18 protein-coding genes are annotated in these 18206 nt (G+C 47.1%); 12 read left to right on the top strand and 6 right to left on the bottom strand.

What is annotated here, in order from left to right; all coding sequences use genetic code 11:
* Positions 1 to 86 precede the first annotated feature (86 nt).
* On the bottom strand, positions 87 to 1271 hold the full coding sequence (locus AAA946_RS05925; RefSeq protein WP_338164034.1) for a hypothetical protein: 1185 nt from the start codon (positions 1269 to 1271) through the stop codon (positions 87 to 89).
* Between the two features lie 260 nt (positions 1272 to 1531).
* Here AAA946_RS05925 and AAA946_RS05920 point away from each other — a divergent pair, with 260 nt between their 5' ends.
* Together AAA946_RS05920 and AAA946_RS05915 are read left to right on the top strand one after the other, a co-directional pair.
* Entirely contained in the window at positions 1532 to 1765 is a 234-nt protein-coding gene (locus AAA946_RS05920) for a TIGR02647 family protein (protein WP_338164033.1), read from the top strand.
* 228 nt (positions 1766 to 1993) lie between these two features.
* A complete protein-coding gene (locus tag AAA946_RS05915) occupies positions 1994 to 2419 on the top strand; it encodes a hypothetical protein (RefSeq protein ID WP_338164032.1) in 426 nt (141 codons plus the stop codon).
* A gap of 20 nt (positions 2420 to 2439) precedes the next feature.
* Here AAA946_RS05915 and AAA946_RS05910 read toward each other — a convergent pair whose 3' ends face one another.
* Positions 2440 to 2886, bottom strand: a complete 447-nt coding sequence (locus tag AAA946_RS05910; RefSeq protein WP_338164031.1) for a PACE efflux transporter — start codon at positions 2884 to 2886, stop codon at positions 2440 to 2442.
* 97 nt (positions 2887 to 2983) lie between these two features.
* On the opposite strand from AAA946_RS05910, the gene AAA946_RS05905 reads away from it, so the two are divergent.
* Together AAA946_RS05905 and AAA946_RS05900 are read left to right on the top strand one after the other, a co-directional pair.
* On the top strand, positions 2984 to 3868 hold the full coding sequence (locus AAA946_RS05905) for a LysR family transcriptional regulator (protein WP_338164030.1): 885 nt from the start codon (positions 2984 to 2986) through the stop codon (positions 3866 to 3868).
* 1 nt (position 3869) lies between these two features.
* Entirely contained in the window at positions 3870 to 4712 is an 843-nt protein-coding gene (locus AAA946_RS05900) for an NAD-dependent epimerase/dehydratase family protein (protein ID WP_338164029.1), read from the top strand.
* A 68-nt stretch (positions 4713 to 4780) separates the two neighbouring features.
* Here the strand turns inward: AAA946_RS05900 and AAA946_RS05895 are convergent, their stop codons facing one another.
* A complete protein-coding gene (locus AAA946_RS05895) occupies positions 4781 to 5359 on the bottom strand; it encodes a thymidine kinase (protein WP_338164028.1) in 579 nt (192 codons plus the stop codon).
* A gap of 60 nt (positions 5360 to 5419) precedes the next feature.
* Positions 5420 to 6802, bottom strand: a complete 1383-nt coding sequence (gene cysS / locus AAA946_RS05890) for a cysteine--tRNA ligase (RefSeq protein ID WP_338164027.1) — start codon at positions 6800 to 6802, stop codon at positions 5420 to 5422.
* A gap of 239 nt (positions 6803 to 7041) precedes the next feature.
* Here cysS and AAA946_RS05885 point away from each other — a divergent pair, with 239 nt between their 5' ends.
* The 4 genes from AAA946_RS05885 to AAA946_RS05870 all read left to right on the top strand — a co-directional run bounded on the left by AAA946_RS05885 (position 7042) and on the right by AAA946_RS05870 (position 10148).
* On the top strand, positions 7042 to 7536 hold the full coding sequence (locus AAA946_RS05885; RefSeq protein WP_042474457.1) for a peptidylprolyl isomerase: 495 nt from the start codon (positions 7042 to 7044) through the stop codon (positions 7534 to 7536).
* Between the two features lie 39 nt (positions 7537 to 7575).
* Positions 7576 to 8307 carry a UDP-2,3-diacylglucosamine diphosphatase gene (gene lpxH / locus AAA946_RS05880; protein ID WP_338164026.1) on the top strand — a complete coding sequence of 244 codons (732 nt, stop codon included), beginning with the start codon at positions 7576 to 7578 and terminating at the stop codon, positions 8305 to 8307.
* Positions 8308 to 8397: 90 nt separating this feature from the next.
* Positions 8398 to 9630: an EAL and HDOD domain-containing protein gene (locus AAA946_RS05875; protein WP_338165777.1), complete on the top strand. Its 1233-nt coding sequence runs from the start codon at positions 8398 to 8400 to the stop codon at positions 9628 to 9630.
* Positions 9631 to 9659: 29 nt separating this feature from the next.
* Complete coding sequence (locus tag AAA946_RS05870; RefSeq protein ID WP_338164025.1) at positions 9660 to 10148, top strand: YchJ family metal-binding protein; 489 nt, start codon at positions 9660 to 9662, stop codon at positions 10146 to 10148.
* Positions 10149 to 10201: 53 nt separating this feature from the next.
* On the opposite strand, the gene AAA946_RS05865 is transcribed toward AAA946_RS05870, so the two are convergent.
* Together AAA946_RS05865 and AAA946_RS05860 are read right to left on the bottom strand one after the other, a co-directional pair.
* Positions 10202 to 10402 (bottom strand): DUF4250 domain-containing protein, encoded by a 201-nt coding sequence (locus tag AAA946_RS05865; protein WP_338164024.1) that lies wholly within the window; start codon positions 10400 to 10402, stop codon positions 10202 to 10204.
* Positions 10403 to 10479: 77 nt separating this feature from the next.
* Positions 10480 to 11163: a hypothetical protein gene (locus AAA946_RS05860; RefSeq protein WP_338164023.1), complete on the bottom strand. Its 684-nt coding sequence runs from the start codon at positions 11161 to 11163 to the stop codon at positions 10480 to 10482.
* 200 nt (positions 11164 to 11363) lie between these two features.
* Between AAA946_RS05860 and AAA946_RS05855 the strand changes: the two genes are divergently transcribed.
* The 4 genes from AAA946_RS05855 to AAA946_RS05840 all read left to right on the top strand — a co-directional run bounded on the left by AAA946_RS05855 (position 11364) and on the right by AAA946_RS05840 (position 18204).
* Positions 11364 to 13670 (top strand): YgiQ family radical SAM protein, encoded by a 2307-nt coding sequence (locus AAA946_RS05855; protein ID WP_338164022.1) that lies wholly within the window; start codon positions 11364 to 11366, stop codon positions 13668 to 13670.
* 254 nt (positions 13671 to 13924) lie between these two features.
* A complete protein-coding gene (locus tag AAA946_RS05850; RefSeq protein ID WP_338164021.1) occupies positions 13925 to 15592 on the top strand; it encodes an asparagine synthase-related protein in 1668 nt (555 codons plus the stop codon).
* Between the two features lie 9 nt (positions 15593 to 15601).
* Positions 15602 to 16789: a glycosyltransferase gene (locus AAA946_RS05845; protein WP_338164020.1), complete on the top strand. Its 1188-nt coding sequence runs from the start codon at positions 15602 to 15604 to the stop codon at positions 16787 to 16789.
* On the top strand, positions 16786 to 18204 hold the full coding sequence (locus tag AAA946_RS05840) for a lipopolysaccharide biosynthesis protein (RefSeq protein WP_338164019.1): 1419 nt from the start codon (positions 16786 to 16788) through the stop codon (positions 18202 to 18204). Before AAA946_RS05845 ends, AAA946_RS05840 begins: the two co-directional genes overlap by 4 nt.
* Positions 18205 to 18206: the final 2 nt, after the last annotated feature.

Below are 18206 nucleotides of genomic sequence, written 5' to 3'. Positions count from 1 at the left end.
CATCTTTGTGGTAATGGCGTGATTAACGAAATGGAAAACTGGATCTCAGATACAAAAAACGCCGCATTTAGCGACGTTTTTGAGAATTATTCAGCTTGCTCTTGAAGGGCGGAGACCAACTTTTTCAGCGTCTCAATTTCAGCTCTGTTCCGCTCGGCAACATCCTGCGCAACCTGAGCGTCTTCTAGAGGCACGACGCTGTCTTCACGCTGTTGCTTAAGCAGCACAATTTGCTGTTTTAACAGTGCGTTTTCCTTTTTAAGCGCTTGGGTATTGTCTGCCGCTTTTAAACGCTCTACATCGTGAGCAATACGATTCGATTGTGCTGATAAAGACTGGTCTCGATAGTCGTTCCCTTTTGCAGCTGAAGAGATGCGATACATTCTTGATTCCGCCTCAAGTACGAAGGGTTCAAATTGAGACTTCTCAACATTGATCAGCTTAGTCACTTCTTGTACTACCGACTCTAAACGACGAAACTGAAAATCAATTCGCTCAACCTGCTCATCGATGTCAGTAAACGCACGCGGAGACTGTACAACAAATTCAGACAACTCGTGAATACCCTGCTCCACATAACCAAAGCTAACTGGTGCCAACACGTTATAACGTGCGGTCGCAAGGGTCGCGAGTCTCTGCTCTAATGGCTTAACATATTTAGCATCGATAACACGTACTTCTAACGCCTTTGCATGATCTAGAAAGCGCTCCTGATAACTGGTCGCCAAGTCGACTTCGGACACGACCAAGTGCTCGAATAAACGTCGATAGTCACGGTTTAAGGTATTCATAGCATGCTTAAAGTAGCGACCAGCTTCTATACTGTTTAAGTAGGCCATTTCTACCATCGCAGGAGCCAACAGCTCATCGGCTTGTTTTTTCAAGCCTTGTATAGCGCGGTAGTTGTACTCCACGGTGTTGATTCGGTCACGAAATCCTACCGCATAGGTTTCGCTAGAAAATACCGAATGCTTCTTGTCAATTTGATTGGGATCTTTGCGGATCTCAATAAACAGATCATGTGCGCTTTTCCAAGAAGACATCATTTCTCGGTAATTCTCTGGCGCATAAATACGTAACGACTCCGCTCCTTCTAAAGCCTTTGACCAATGAGCATAGGTCGCCGTTAACTGTTCAAATTCCTTATTACGCGTCAACTCCAGCTCTTCAGGGCTTAAATTCGCCCGAGCATCATTGACCGGTGGGGTACTCGCACAAGAGGCCACGCCCAAAACACACAGCAGTACCACAATTAATTTGCGCGTAGACATCTACTCTCCTAATTTGGGACACCACGTCCCCTCAAACCAGCTCAGCGCTGGTAACAAGCGAAAACAACTCACTATATTCAAATTCATCACTAAATACATCTCAGCGGCTTCTAATCGGTTATAATTCATTCACTTAGTAGCGAATTTTTACCATTTCTTACCAGAAGGCAGCGCAAGCTAACACTTTGCTCACTCAGCGATTGTCAATCTGCGGTTTCCACACTATGTTGATTGAAGAAACTCAACCAAGAGGCAAATCTATGAAATTCACGCCTGAGCATCTCGCAGAGATGAACCTACTACTGCAATTTGATATCAGCAGTGCGGCAACCGGTATAAAAGTGCACAATGATGCTAGTGAAGATATGCAAAAAGCAGTCCAAAGACTTTATGACAAAGGACTTTGTACTCTACCGGATGGTGGATACCTGACGGATGAAGGGATTGAAACCGCTGAGCATGCGGACAGAATCTTGCGAGTACTAAGCTCTTAGTCAATAAATAGGTTGCGGCGGCGACGAGCTGCCGCCATATTTCCGCTACTTATTATAAGTAACAGTAAGAACAAAAGCCGTTGACTGCCTACGAGGCTCCCTTCCAAACCATGCAGAGTGGATTTACAACGTAACACCATGTTTATATTGAGTATCTTCTAGTTTGTTACTTTCTACTCTTACGTACTAGGTTATGATAAGAGCAGATAAAACGTTGGAGGAAGATAAATGGATAACAATCAGTATAACCGTGAAACACTGACCGCAGGCTATTGGGTCTTACACAACTTTCATTATGGGCACGTAGCGGAAGCGCGTTGTAACCTTAAGCTAGTAAAGAGCGTTTCTATTCACAAAGCGCCGAGTGCGGAAAAGATCAACATTTCACTCGACTTGGTTGCCGAGCAAACTGTAGACGCAAACAAGATAGAACTGATACTCAATGATGGCGAGACTGTTACTCTGTCAGAATACATCGACTACCAATGCACTCGTGGATTAACAAGACTGGTTCGTTGCCTGATCCCTGCGACATTCGCACCCTCACTCATTAATGATCAAGGTTTCATTGTGCGTATTGATGGCGTCGATAACGTTATTAACACTCAAGATGCCGCAAACATCATCGACAATGCCATCCGCCACGCTCACTAGTTTGCCCGATATCCAGCACACTAATGTGCTGGATTTTTTACAAGCGCATTCCACCAAGCGGTGAAGCGCTGATAAGGCGCCCACTTGTCATACGCCCAATTAAATGCAGCGGTAAAGAAGAAAAAGAACACTAAAAAACCAGCTTCAATCATAAGTGCTGTCCAAAGCGTCACACCCAATGCCCATGCAATAGCAGGAATCGTAAAGAAAATCAGCCCACCTTCAAAGCCCAGTGCATGCCCGACTCTTACTGCAAACGTTCTTTGCGTTCGACACCCTGGAACTAGCTTGTCGAAAAGTACGTTATAGAAATAATTCCAAATAACGGTGAACACGCTCATACCAATACCCACGGCAATCATCGACGTTGACTTAACACCTGCTAGCATCAATGCAGCAGAAAAAATGATGGTTAAAGCCGTCACTTCAAACAACACGGCGTGGAAAACTCTTTCTTTCACATTCATATAATTACACCCTAACCTTGCCATAAGGACTAGCAATAGGCGTATTATCAATTATGCTTAACGTCCTAGACAGTTAGATAACATCAGGATAACTGATATGTTGAGTGTGGAACAAATAGAAGCCTTCATCACCACTGTGGAAACTGGGTCGTTCTCGAGCGCAGCGCGAAAATTAGGCAAGGTACAATCTGCCGTGAGTCAAAATATTATGAACCTAGAAATTGACTGCGGGGTTGAACTGTTTGATAGAAGAGGTCGTTACCCAGTTCTTACCGAAGAGGGAGAAAAGCTACTACCCTACGCTAGAGCCGCCATGGTTCAACACAGTCGGCTTGCCGAACGCGTCGATAGTTTGACGCAAAAAGAGATCCAACCTATCGTCCTGACCATTGACGAGGGCATTCCTTTTGGGTGGGTTACGCCTATCATTCGAGCGCTATCAGATGAGTTTCCAAGACTCGAGTTAGAGCTGTTGTTTGCTTCCAGCTGTGATGCGGTCGAAATGGTACAAACCGGAAGAGCCACTTCCGCCATCATTCATGAAGATCTTTCCGTGCCTTTTTCGCTCGATTTCGAGAGCATCGGGTCACTTCAGTTTGATGTGTATGTCTCAGCGTCTCATCCGCTAGCGAAAACCGTCGCCCCTCATCTTGAGATTTTGAGCTTACATCGTCAGTTGTCGATTAGTTCTCGCAACAACAAAACCAGCAGCTTACATCATGCGTTAAGTCCAGACATTTGGTATTCGGACAGCTACCAAATGCTACTCGAGTGGTGTATTGCTGGGTTTGGCTGGACATACATACCCACTTACCTTGCAAAGTCGGCGCTTGAGCAAGGAATCATCGTCCCTGTTCCGGTAGAGTTTGAGAAGATCTCTGCCATGATTAACGTCAGTATTATTCAGCATTCTAGTAAAAGTAATGATCTCGGCCATCGCCGTTTAAGGGAATTACTAAAACAGAATTTCAAGGAAGGTTAACATGAACCAAAATAATGTCGTCATCGTTGGCGCTGGTTGGCTTGGTTTACCCCTAGCAAAAGCGCTCAACAACAAAGACTACCGTGTCACCGCTACTCGTACTACGGAGCAAGGAGTCAGCGAGCTCGCTCATCATGGTATCGACGGCTTTGTGCTCGATTTGGCCGAGCTTACCAATGACGATAAAAAGCTCGCTACCCTAGACCACCTAAGAGGGTTGAATGCCAATACGCTGATTGGCTGCTTCCCGCCCGGTTTTCGCACCGGTGGCGGTGCACTCTACGCTTCTCAATGGGATACGCTTTGCCAGCTCGCCAAGGCAGCGGATGTCAGCAAAATCATTATGGTCAGTTCCACCTCAGTGTATCCAGACAGAGCTGAACTGATGACCGAAGACATGGCTCGCCTGCCCATTGCCAAAGGACGCGACGATTTTAGTGCGAAGGCCATTATCATGTTAACAGCGGAAGAATATGTCCGAAACTCCACGCTAGACTACGTCATCGTGCGCTGTAGCGGCTTATTTGGCCCCAATCGTCACCCATCACGTTTTGCTTCGAAGCTAAAAAGTGTCAGCGACCAAGCCACTGCCAACATGCTCCACCTCGACGATGCTATTGGTTCCGTGCTGTTTGCGCTTGAGAACATCAGCGCGAGTGTCGTCAACGCGACCACTCCTACATCCTGCGACAAGGTGACGTTTTATCGCGCTGCGCTGCGTGCGGCTGGCCTTGATACGTCATTGAATCTAGTCAACTCTACGCCAGATAAAACCATCTCCAGTGATAAGCTGCAAAGTCTTGGCTATCACTTTAAATATCAATCTACGCTCGACGCACTATAAGTCTTCCATGAAAAAAGGGAGCCACATAGACTATGTGGCTCCCTTTCCTATCTATTGAGTGACTTGGGTTACTTACCAAGTGCCTCTTTATAGTGCTGGCGACAAACAGACACATATTTGTCATTGCCACCAATAGACACTTGGTCACCCTCAGCAATCGCATTGCCGTGTTCATCGGTACGGATAACCATATTGGCTTTTCGGCCACAGTGGCAGATAGTCTTGAGTTCGACCAGTTTGTCAGCCCAGGCTAAAAGGTGCTTACTGCCTTCAAAAAGTTCGCCCAAGAAGTCGGTACGCAAGCCATAACACAGCACAGGGATATTCAACTTGTCGACAACTTCGGTTAACTGGTACACCTGCTGCTTGGATAAGAACTGGCATTCGTCGATAAGGATACAGTGCCTTGGTGTTTCGGCATTAATCGCAGCAATCTCATCGAACAAGTTAGTGTCCGGACGAAACAACTGGGCTTCTGACTGTAAACCAATGCGCGAACTCACTTTACCGACACCATAACGGTCATCCAATGCCGCGGTATAGATGAGTGGCGTCATACCACGTTCTTGATAGTTAAAAGAAGATTGAAGAAGAGTCGTCGATTTACCCGCATTCATTGCTGAGTAATAGAAGTACATCTGAGCCAAAACGTATCACCAAATTAGAAACTAAAAAGAAGCCCTAGCAAGCTAGGGCTATCAAAACGGTTATTTACGACGCCACGTCGTGCCTTCTGGACCATCTTCTAAGATGATGCCCAGCTCGTTCAGCTTATCGCGTGCCAAATCAGCATTCGCCCAATCTTTCGATGCACGAGAGTCGTTACGAAGCTTGATCAGCGCTTCGATTTCCGCCACTTCGTCATCATCACCCGCGTCACCTTTGAGGAACGCTTCTGGATCTTGATGCAAAATACCAATGATATCGGCCAATTCACGCATTAGCGCACCAAGCTGGCTCGCTTCTGCCATATCAACAGTCTTCAGACGGTTAATTTCACGCGCCATGTCAAACAGCACTGAGTACGCTTCTGGGGTATTGAAGTCATCATTCATCGCTGTCGTAAAGCGAGTCACATAGTCTTCACCGCCCGTAGGCTCAGCGTTGACATCCAAACCACGTAGTGACGTGTATAGACGCTCAAGAGCTGAACGTGCTTGGTTTAGGTTGTCTTCACTGTAGTTAAGCTGGCTACGGTAGTGGCCCGACATTAGGAAGTAACGAACCGTTTCTGCATCGTAATGACCAAGAACGTCTCGGATAGTAAAGAAGTTACCTAGTGACTTAGACATTTTTTCTTTGTCTACCATCACCATGCCACTGTGCATCCACGTGTTTACATACTGAGTGTCGTGTGCGCAGCAAGACTGAGCAATCTCATTCTCGTGGTGTGGGAACTGAAGATCCGAACCGCCGCCATGAATATCAAAATGGTCGCCAAGGATCGATGAGTTCATTGCAGAACACTCAATGTGCCAACCTGGACGACCTGCGCCCCATGGCGATTCCCATGTAGGTTCACCCGGCTTAGACATTTTCCAAAGTACGAAATCAAGTGGGCTACGTTTCGCGCTTTCTACGTCAACGCGAGCACCCGCTTGTAGCTGGTCAAGATCTTGCTTAGATAGCTTGCCGTATTCGTCAAATTTACCCACTTCGAACATCACGTCGCCGTTATCGGCCACATAAGCAAAGCCACGCTCGATTAGCTTCTCAACCAAAGCAATGATCTCTGCGATAAATTCTGTCGCACGCGGTTCAATGTCAGGACGCTTCATGTTTAGTGCGTCGAAGTCTGCGTGCATTTCACCAATTAGGCGCTCGGTTAACGACTCACAAGACTCGCCATTTTCGTTCGCGCGCTTGATGATTTTGTCATCGATATCGGTGATGTTACGTACAAATGTTAGGTCATAGCCGACGTAACGAAGGTAACGAGATACCACATCGAATGAAACAAAAGTACGACCGTGACCAATGTGACAGAGATCGTAAATAGTGACCCCACAGACATACATGCCGACTTTGCCTGCATGGATAGGTTTGAATTCCTCTTTTTGTCGTGTCAGTGTGTTGTATATTTTTAACATGATCTCTATCTGAACTATTACGTTTGAAATGTATCGGCGATTATAACCATAAAGCTTCACAGAATGGAGCCAATAAGCGAAGAAATCTCGGCTTTTTGCGGCAGTTTTTGCAGCTAACGGCATCCGTTGTACAAAAAGCGTTCCTTTTATTGCAGATATCCCGCTTTCTGCTATTGCTTGTACAGGGAGTTAGGCTAGAATCATGGCTTCAAAATAGAAAAATGGAATAGGTATTCATCATGATCACCCTTCACACTAATTTCGGCGACATCAAAATCCAATTGAATGAAGAAAAAGCACCAGAAACAAGTGCAAACTTCCTACAATACTGCCGCGATGGTTTCTACGACAACACGCTATTCCACCGTGTTATCGACGGTTTCATGATCCAAGGTGGTGGCATGACATCTGGCCTTAAAGAGAAGGCGACTCGTGCACCAATCAAAAACGAAGCAAACAACGGCCTAAGCAACAAAGTAGGTACTTTGGCTATGGCACGTACTATGGAACCGCATTCTGCGAGCTCTCAGTTCTTCATCAACGTAAACGACAACACGTTCCTAGATTTCCGCTCTGAGAGCCTAGACGGTTGGGGTTACTGTGTATTTGCTGAAGTTGTTGAAGGCATGGACATCGTTAACAAAATCAAAGGTGTGAGCACAGGTTCTATGGGTATGCACCAAGACGTACCTCTAGAAGAAGTGATCATCACTGGTTCTACGATTCACGAGTAATCGTTAAAAGGGAGGGCTTGCCCTCCCTTGCTGTATATTATGACAACACTATTCATTTCTGACTTACACCTTTCCCCTCAGTTACCCCAAACAACGGATTGCTTTGTTAAGTTCATGCGCGAAGAAGCGGTTCACGCCGACGCCGTGTATGTCTTGGGTGACCTGTTTGAATTTTGGATTGGCGACGACGACCCTTCTCCATTCGCAGCCCAGATCCAGCAAGAGTTCCTGACCTTGACCCAACATGGCGTCAAAACCTACTTTATCCAGGGTAATCGTGATTTTTTGCTTGGCCAACGTTTTTGCAAAGCAACCGGCGTCACTCTGCTTGATGAGCACACCGTCATCGACCTATATGGAAGAAGAGCGGTGATATTGCATGGAGATACTCTGTGTACCGACGATGTTCGCTACCAGAAGTTTCGTGCCAAAGTGCACCTGCCATGGTTACAGTGGCTATTCAATCGCCTCCCCTTCTTTACAAGACGCCGTATTGCAAATAAAATCCAGGGCGATATTCGTGAGGTGAAATCAAGTAAGTCGCTGGACATCATGGACGTAAATCAAGGTGAAGTGAAAGCGTTGTTGCGCGAAACCAACACTGATCTTATGATCCATGGCCATACACATCGTCCTAACACACATCAATTCATGGTTGAAGGCAAGCCTGCAACACGAATTGTATTGGGAGATTGGTACCAACAAGGTTCCGTTTTGGTGTGTAAACCAGGATCGCAGCGCTTAGAGGCTCGTTTTTTCAACAAACCATGAACTACCCCTCGAAATTCCAATAGTTTCATAGTCAAAGAAAGTAATTAAACGTTACTATGAGTCAACGTTTTTGAGATAACAATGCAAAATTTGAAATACTCGTACATCGCTAGACAACCGATATTGGATAGCGAACAAAAAACTGTTGGCTATGAGCTGCTATTTCGGGATGGGCCTAACAACACCTTTCCAGATATCGACCCAGAACTGGCAACCAACCGACTGCTGTCTGAGCATTTTCTTGCAACACATTACAGTACGATAGGCGATAAACTAGGCTTTGTTAACTTTCCTTACCAAAGCTTGGTGAACTTGGTTCCGACGCTGTTTCCAAAAGAAAACTTAGTCATCGAGATCTTAGAAAGTTGCGAGCCAACCGCTGAATTACTCTCTGCTATCAAAAAAATGTCGCAAGCGGGTTACACCATCGCTTTGGATGACTTTGTGCCACGCAAAGAATGGCTCCCCTTCTTGCCTTACACATCGATCATCAAAATTGATATTCGCCAGTACTCCCTAACCAAGGCGAAGGCGCTGATCGAAAGACTAAGACCACACAACATTACTTTCTTAGCCGAGAAGGTTGAAACTTATGATGAGTTCGAGCTTGCCAAGCAAGTTGGTTTTGATCAGTTTCAAGGTTACTTCTTTAGCCGCCCACAATTGATCCGCCGTAAGCAAATCAAGCCGTCTTTTTTGACTGTGGTCCAACTGTGTAAAGAGATTGCCAACCAAGACATCAATTACGACGAACTGGAGCGACTGATCTCTCTCGACGTCACTTTGTCCTATAAACTGCTTACGTTTGTGAACGCCTCTTACCTGATCCGCTCAGAGATCAAATCGTTCAAACAAGCTTTGGTATATCTGGGTGAAGAGCGATTACGCAAATTCATCTCACTCGTGGCCATTACCTCAACTCAGGATGACAAGCCAGACAGTCTCTATAGCTTATCGATTCAACGAGCTCGTTTTTGTGAATTGCTGTTAAGTGACATGAATACCAATCTTGATGAAGGCCTTGGCTTCCTGACCGGTATGTTCTCACTACTTGACTCCTTGTTTGACCAGCCTCTGGAAGAGCTGGTCGAGAAAATGCCGATAGACCATATGGTGAAATCAGCACTCGTCACAAAGCAAGGGACACTTGGCAACATACTTTCATTAGTCAAAGCCTACGAAAGTGCGGATTGGACCTCAGTTATCGCCTATCGTGATAAGCTGGAAATCAGTGACGAGAAGCTCGCTAAGTACTATGATGCCGCGATTAAGTGGACTGAAGACCTACTGGCCATCGAGTCTGAATATCACGCTCACATTTGAGCAACTGAACATCAAATCTAAGATCAAACATGAAACCATGCTATTGCGGCAGTGATCATAGCTATGAAACATGCTGCCAACCCATTCACCAAGACGTGACGTTAGCAACACGTCCCGAGCAGCTAATGCGCGCTCGTTACAGCGCTCACTTAACTAAAAACGTGGACTTTGTGGTGGCGACCTACCATCCAAGTTGTCACGCCGAAAACGAGCGCGATGCCATTGCGGATTCTATTAACAGCGACTGGCTCAAGCTCGAAGTGTTGAGCAGCGAAAGTGGCAGCCATGAAAACGAGGGCTACGTAAGCTTTCGAGCTTTCCTTAAGGACAACGGCTTTGAATATTGTCTGGCGGAGCGTTCACGCTTTCTGTTTGAACAAGGGCAATGGTTTTACGTCGATGGTGAAATCGATGACAGTATTCCACCTAAGCCGCTTACCGCCGAGTCAGTAAAAGTTGGCCGTAATGATCCCTGTCCTTGTGGCAGCGGTAAAAAACACAAAAAGTGCTGTGGCTAGAGGTTAAAGACAAAAAAGGTCGCTATGTGCGACCTTTTTCTATGGCTGTCGATTCAGCGTTCGTACGACTTAAACTGATTGGTAAGAGGGTCGTACTGGTAGCCAAGCATATCCAACTTACCCACGACGCCTTCGACGTCCATTTCATACATGCTCACCAACTCATCAAACGAGTCACACTCTAAACGCAATTTTTCGTTTACGATACCAAGCAAAATAATACTATCAAAGCCGCTGACATTACTTAGATCCATAATCGTACTCCATAAAAAAAGCTAGCCTTTAAAGACTAGCTCTAATTTACAGAATAGAAAGTGACTCGCGTGGCAAATCAGGCAAGCCAGTAGAGCTGTAACAAACCGACATTCGTCACCAACAAGCTTAAAAATGCCACGGCAAGCTGACCTTTAGCTGGTGTTTGGTGGCGAATAATGTGCCAACTCCAAATCACCACTCCCAGCATAAGCATGAACAGTGAAATTATTACCGCAGGCGTATATTCCGCGACTATTTTTTGATCCCACTGATAAGCATTAAACACAAAGCTCAGTGCCAGTAACATGGCAAACACGACTCCCGATACAGGTAGAATTCGATGGAAGGCTTGAAGTCGCGTTTTAGCGATAGTCAGAAGTAGATGAGCGAATACCGCACCCAACAATAAACCGGCACAGGCCAACGAAAGCGACTGAGCTAAGTTAGGCTGTTGAGCGACCAGAATCAGTGAAAAGGTACTTGCCATACCATTGGCCAAGTGCAGCGCCCAAAAAGGCCCTTTTTCGCGGGTTTTACCTGTTTGAACTTTGGAATAGAAATAAAACAGCGAAAATACGACCAAAAAGGCTTCAATTCTCAGCGAGGCAATCGCGAGCCAAAGTATACCGATGGCCGGAATTAGCTTATGAATACGCCCCCTTTGCCCTGGGCAAATATCGCCTTTTGCTAAAATGAGAGTAAGCACGAGCATGGCAACGGCCAGCGCCGGTGCAAGTAAAGTCAAAACAGCGGTAATCATGGGTATGAGGTCAAAGCAAAAAACATTGGCGCTGATGATATATCAGCTTGAAGAGGATTGCCATTGACTCATGATAAGCCCAGATAACCTTTAGTACTCCCTTAAGCGCGTTTACTTGGCTATACCCACACTTTGTTTGGGCTTTGAAGTCACTGGGATTGAAGTATATAATGCCCGCCTTCAAAACTAGAGGTTAAAATATGCACAACGACATTACCCCAATCCACGAGCACAAGAAATACTGGGCGGAATGCTTTGGTGTTGCTCCTTTTTTGCCCACCAGCAGAAAAGAGATGGACGCCCTTGGATGGGATAGCTGTGACATCATCATTGTCACGGGGGATGCGTATGTGGATCACCCTAGTTTTGGCATGGCAATCATAGGTCGTCTGCTAGAAGCACAAGGGTTTCGCGTCGGTATTATTGCTCAGCCTGAGTGGAGCAACAAAAACGACTTCATGAAACTGGGTAAGCCGAACCTGTTCTTTGGCATTACCGCCGGTAACATGGATTCGATGATCAACCGCTACACGGCAGACAAAAAACTGCGTCACGATGATGCCTATACCCCAAACAATGAAGGTGGTAAGCGCCCTGATCGTGCAACGCTTGTCTATTCACAGCGCTGTCGAGAAGCCTACAAAGAAACCCCTATCGTTCTAGGTGGTATCGAAGCCAGCCTGCGCCGTATTGCTCACTACGATTATTGGTCAGATAAAGTTCGCCGCTCAGTTCTATTTGATGCCAAAGCAGACATCCTACTGTTTGGTAACGCCGAGCGTGCACTCGTAGAGGTCGCACACCGTCTGGCTGATGGTGAAAGCGTCGCTAACATGACCAATATTCGTGGCACAGCCGTTAACTTAGCGGCAGAGCCAGAGCAATACACCATCATTGACTCATCGCGTATTGAGAAACCAGGTAAGGCATTCGTGCCACAAAACCCATATAAGGTGGAATCAAACTGCGACACCAACAAGTCAGAGACTGAAGCTGAAGCGAAGCCGATTAACATTCGCCCATCTCGTCATGATGCTGCCTCGACGGCTGTGCGCTTGCCACCATTCGAGAAGCTCAACAATGACCGTATTCTTTACGCTCATGCCAGCCGCGTGATGCACCTTGAGACCAACCCATACTCGGGCCGCGCACTGATTCAGCGTCATGGTAACCGTGAGCTTTGGGTAAACCAGGCACCGATCCCGCTCACCACAGAAGAGATGGATTACGTGTTTGGCCTGCCATACGCGCGTGTACCTCATCCTAAATATGGTAAAGCCAAGATCCCTGCCTACGACATGATCAAAACCTCGGTTAATATCATGCGCGGCTGCTTTGGTGGTTGTTCATTCTGCTCGATCACGGAACACGAAGGACGAATTATTCAAAACCGCTCCCAAGAGTCCATCATTAGTGAGCTGGAAGAGATCCGCGACAAAGTACCGGGCTTTACAGGCACCATCTCTGATTTGGGTGGTCCAACAGCTAACATGTATCGCTTAGGCTGCTCGGATCCAAAAGCAGAAGCGAACTGCCGACGTCCTTCTTGCGTGTTCCCTGGCATCTGTAACAAACTCAACACAGACCACAAACACACCATTGATCTGTATCGTGCCGCGCGTAAAGTCGACGGTGTGAAAAAAGTGATGATCGCTTCTGGTGTGCGCTATGACCTAGCGATTGAGTCCCCTGAATACGTACGTGAGCTCGTCACTCATCACGTGGGTGGCTACCTTAAAATTGCTCCAGAGCACACTGAAAAGGGGCCGCTGGATCTGATGATGAAGCCGGGTATGGGCACCTATGACCGCTTCAAAGAAATGTTTGAAAAATACAGCGCTGAAGCAGGTAAGAAGCAATATCTGATCCCGTATTTCATTTCTGCTCACCCAGGAACAGAAGATGAAGACATGCTGAACTTGGCATTGTGGCTGAAAAAGAACAACTTCGAGTGTGACCAAGTTCAGAACTTCTATCCATCTCCAATGTGTAATGCCACTTCGATGTATTACTCAGAAACGAACCCGCTTAAGCGCGTCAAATATAAAAAGCGCGAAGACTTACCCGTTGCAAAAGGGGAACGTCAGCGCCGCTTGCATAAAGCTTTGCTACGCTATCATGATCCAGATAACTGGCCAATGATCCGCGAAGCCCTAATCAGTATGGGCAAACAGTACCTAATTGGTGACAAGCCAAGCTGCTTAGTTCCTGCTGAAGACATAGACTCTCGCACGCCAGCACAGCGCCGAAAATCCGGCCGTCACGGTGCGAATCGATTTGCCACCAAACACACTAAAGGACAGCCGGATATTCGCACTGACGGTCAGCGCCGTAAAAAGCCAGGCCAGCGTCCGACAGGCGGTAGTCAAGGCGGCCAAGGTGCTAACAAGCAAGGCAACGGTGGTAAACCACACGCGAATAAGCCAAATGGCCAACAAAGGCCGGGCGGTAAGCCTAGTGGAAAAGCCAACGGCAAAGGTGCTCCAAAGCGACGTGCACGCGCTTAATCCCCACATCCACTACTTCTAGCGTTTCACTCATCGTTAGTATCATTAAAAAGAGAGTCAGTTTTTGACTCTCTTTTTTTATCTTCTCTTACAGCCTTTGTCTTTATTATTTCTCAATCCAAAATTGATTGTCAAAATGAAAAAAGCCATTCTCTCATTTTCATTTAACCTTTAACCCACTGTATTGATTAGACTTTTAAATTAGGCATGCCTGTTGCAGTGAAAGAGTATCAACCCAACTCTGAGGCAAGGTTATGGCACATTATCTCATTACAATTCCTAAAACGACGAGCCAGACAATCACGGTTAGCAACACCGCCAATGATAACGACGTAAACAGTGCGACGGTGTGGGAACTGGGATGCAAAACCGTCATTTGTTGGGGTGACCCGGCCTGTAGCTCAAGCGATGCGGACATTATCGCTGATGTGAGCTTAGAGCGTATTCAATCCTATTGGGGCCGCAGTTGGATTGTAATAGATAATGAACTTCGAAGTGTACAAGGTTGCACGGATCGCCTGGGTTTGTTTCCCATTTGGCTTGGCGAGCATGAACACAATACGTCGCTATATACCAGTCGCCAAGCGCTCAGCACCCATACCCAACACCAAGAAAAAAACCCCAGCGCCCAACGTACTTTGGTGGCTTTTGGTCAGTTATTCGATGAGCAGACACTATGGGAAGACGTACGTTGCCTGAATGGACAAACAAAAATAATACTCGACCCACAACACAATCAGGTCGAATCGCGTCAAGACTCCCCTATTCTCGGCAATGACGTCACCCGCTTTGATGATGCGCTGGAAGCCTTTGTTGAAGCCGTTCGAGAAGCATTTAACAATGATAGCGACCCAATAGTGTCACTTAGTGGCGGCCTCGACTCTCGACTCATTCTCTCCGCTGCAACCGCTCTAGGTAAGAAACCCACTACGCTAACATATGGCTCACCTCTTTCTAGTGACCACCAAATTGCTAAAGCACTTGCCGAGTGTGCGGAACTACGTTTGATCACCGGCAACGAATCCGCCACACCAACCGATCCGAGCACCATTCAGCGCGTGGCAGATTTAGGCAATGGAGAAGTCCCCTTGCACCACGCTCACTCTATACTTGACTCATCACTGCTGTCACAAACTTCAGGGCGCATGCTTCTTACTGGTACTGGCGCCGAAGTTGCTCGAGCGTTCTATTATGATCGTGGATTTCCAGGGTTTAGCGTATTTGGTCAAGGCATTCTCGGTCATGCATCGCTAATGGATCGCGCTAAGCGCTATATCCGCGAAGAGTATTCAAAATCAGCAACGCCGTTCTTTAATTATGCGCCGCAATATAGAGAACCAATGCTCAACGACCTCAAACAGATCATTGAGCGTCACGCTCAGCATTTCGACACAGCCGCGCGCTTTTTGGACAATTTCTATCTACAAAACCGAGTGGTTAGATTCGTAGCCTGTGGCCAACAAATGTTGGACTCACACTATCTTCGCAGCCACCCATTTCTAAATAAAGATGCACTTTATCAAATTGCCCATTTACCAGTGCGCTACAAACTGGCGAGTCGTTTCCACAGAAAAGCAATTCAAGCTTTATCGCCAAAACTGGCCAACATTCGCTGGGATAAAACGGATCAGCCCCTTAGCCAAGGCTTACCCCTAAGCTACCGTTACCCAGCTTTGACCAGCCGATTAGGTATGGAGAATTGGGGCAAAAACAACACCCCTATGTACAACTACAGTGAGCTGGCAAAACACTTATCCAGAGCTACGCTGGAGCGCAGCTTACGCCAAATGAACTGTCTCAACAGCATCAAAGACGATCAATCTTGGCAGCGAGTTCAGCAACACTTACCAACACTAGGTTTTAGCGCAGTATGGTCACAGGCGATGCCCCTCAACGCAATTCAATCCATCACCGGCGCATAGGAGAGCACAATGAAAACGTTAGGTTATGTACTCAGTGATTTTCCAGTTCTTTCGGAAACCTTCGTCGGTACAGAGATACGCGCCATGGAAGCGTTAGGCTATCAAGTCAAACCTTTTGCCTTTAATATTAATTACGAAGGCGGTCAGCCTGTAGACAAACCACTGCTTGATAAAGCCGTAGCACTTTCTACTGTCAACAATTTGCGTGCTATCGCCATTTGGCTACGAAACCCGCTAAGAAGCGTAAAAGCACTGTCGTTTATCCTGCGCCAAAATGGCTTACCGAAAAAATCACTGATACGTAGCGCGGGACAGCTGGCACAAATCACCCTTGCCCATAAGTGTGATCACCTCCATGCTCATTTTGCCCTCCATACGGCGGCGACAGCCATTGCCGCGAGTAAACTGTCTGGTTGCCAGGTTTCCTTTGTTGGCCATGGCTACGATGTATACGCTCGTCCGGCTGATCTGGCGCTCAAACTCGAATCTTCTGACTTTTCCGTCTGCGTTTGCGAAGACATGTGCGATCAATTCCTAGAGCTTGCCCCAAACCATCGCGTTCATATCGTTGAATGCGGTATTGAGCTTAGCCGTTACCCCTTCCACCCTCGCCGCCAGCATAATGGTCGTCTGCTTTTTGTTGGCCGCTTAACAGAGAAAAAGGGATTAGTTGATCTGCTCCAAGCCATCGCCTTACTTCCTGACGACGAGCGGCCAATGTTAGATCTGGTGGGGGATGGTGAGCAAAAATCACTGCTCATCGCGTTGGCTATCCAATTGGGCATACACAACCAAGTTCACTTTCTTGGCAGCCGCCCTTCTGAGTGGATCATCGACAATGCAGCTCACTACCTAGCACTCTGTACGCCCTTTTGCGAAGCGCGTGATGGTGATAGAGATACGGGCCCAGTGGTCGTCAAGGAAGCAATGGCTCTGGGGCTACCCGTCATTTGCAGCAACTTTATGGGATGTAAAGAAATGATTGTAAATGGAACAGGGCTGCTGGTACCTCCAAACGACCCACAAAGCTTAGCTGCCGCTATTGTCAGTACTTATTCAATGAGTACGCAGCAGCGAATGGCGCAGCTTGAAAAGGCACGTACTCGCGTCACTCGCCTTTACAGTGCACGCACCTCAGCCAAAAAGCTGGCCACCGCTATCGAAGGTAGCTACTGCTTTGAAGAGGCGACATTATGAACCGCGCCATCCAACAATCGCTCTACTATGCTGCTGGCCTAGTGTTAATGAAAGGGGTGTCTTTCATCATGCTCCCCATTGTCGCGGGGGCATTGTCTACCACCGACTATGGTCAACTTGACCTCTGGCTTTCGGTGTTAAACGTTGGGGGCATCATCCTTGGTTTTGGTTTAATCGAGGCACTCTATAAACAAGCCGGAGACGCCAAAGGCAACGCGTTTGATGTCCTCAATACCACTGCGACCCTTCAGCAACTCATCATTGCAGCTTGGGCACTGATTGCCGCACTTCCAATTGGTGTATTTGTACTCTCCACGTGGACAGAAATAAGCACGGCCGATTATGTCTTGGTCACATTGACTCTCATTGTCAGCTGCGCCATCAATATGCCGCTTACTTGGTTACGCCTTATTGATAACGCTCGGTTGTTTTTCTTACTTACCAGTAGCAAGGCGGTCATTCAAGCAGTGCTCACCTTTGTATTTTTGCAATACGGCCTCGGGCTCACTGGCGTTCTGCTATCTGGCTTCATTTCCTCGCTTTACCTCGCTGCGCTGTTATTAATCAAACAACGTCGCGCCCTGCGTTTTAACTGGGATGCCCAAATAGCCAAGCAAATGAGACACTATGGCCTACCGCTTATATTCTCTGGCTCACTATTATTTGTCGCAGCAGGCGCTGAGCGCTGGATATTAGCGGCAACTGTCGGCCTGGACACGTTGGCTCAATATGCCATCGCGATGCAGTTTGCTCTGATTATCGCGTTTCTCTGCGAGCCGCTCACCTTGTGGTGGTTCCCTAAACGTTTTCAGATACTCAATGAGCAAAATGGCAAGGCGAAAACTGTTCGCATCGCCGAAACCATCTGTCACAGCACCATTTGGTTCGCGATGAGCGTTGCACTGATCGCACCGGTGATCATTGAACACTGGTTCCCTGTTCGCTATCACGAGGCCTCTCAATGGATCCCATGGTTGGCACTAGGTATCGCCTTTAAGCAGATTTCTCACACATTGACCACGGGATGCTACATAGAAAAACAGCCCAAAGTCGTCCTTAAGATCAACAGCATTATGGCCATTGCAGCACTCGGACTGTTCACGTTAGCCAGTTTATTAGTCGGCATCCAAGGCGTTGTTATGGCATTTGTGATGCTTTACGCTCTGCGCGCCTTGCTTTTTGACCGAGCCAGCCAACAGCGTCTAGCACTTAAACATCGTTACTCGCAACTCATTATTCATTTGCTCTTGGTCATAAGCTTCATCGCTCTCAATCAGCTATCGCCGCTTTATCTGCTTGTTGGTTGGTTGATACAAACCGTCTTATTTAGCCTTTGGCTGGCGCAAAACTGGCGTCCACAGACTACGCAGGGCGGCAAATCCATCCTCGCGCAAACACTCGCTAAACGTTTATAAGG

Source organism: Vibrio sp. 10N, assembly GCF_036245475.1.
Classification (GTDB): Bacteria; Pseudomonadota; Gammaproteobacteria; order Enterobacterales; family Vibrionaceae; genus Vibrio.
The sequence above is the reverse complement of the archived record's forward strand: the minus strand, read 5'-3'. Positions and strand labels throughout refer to the sequence as shown.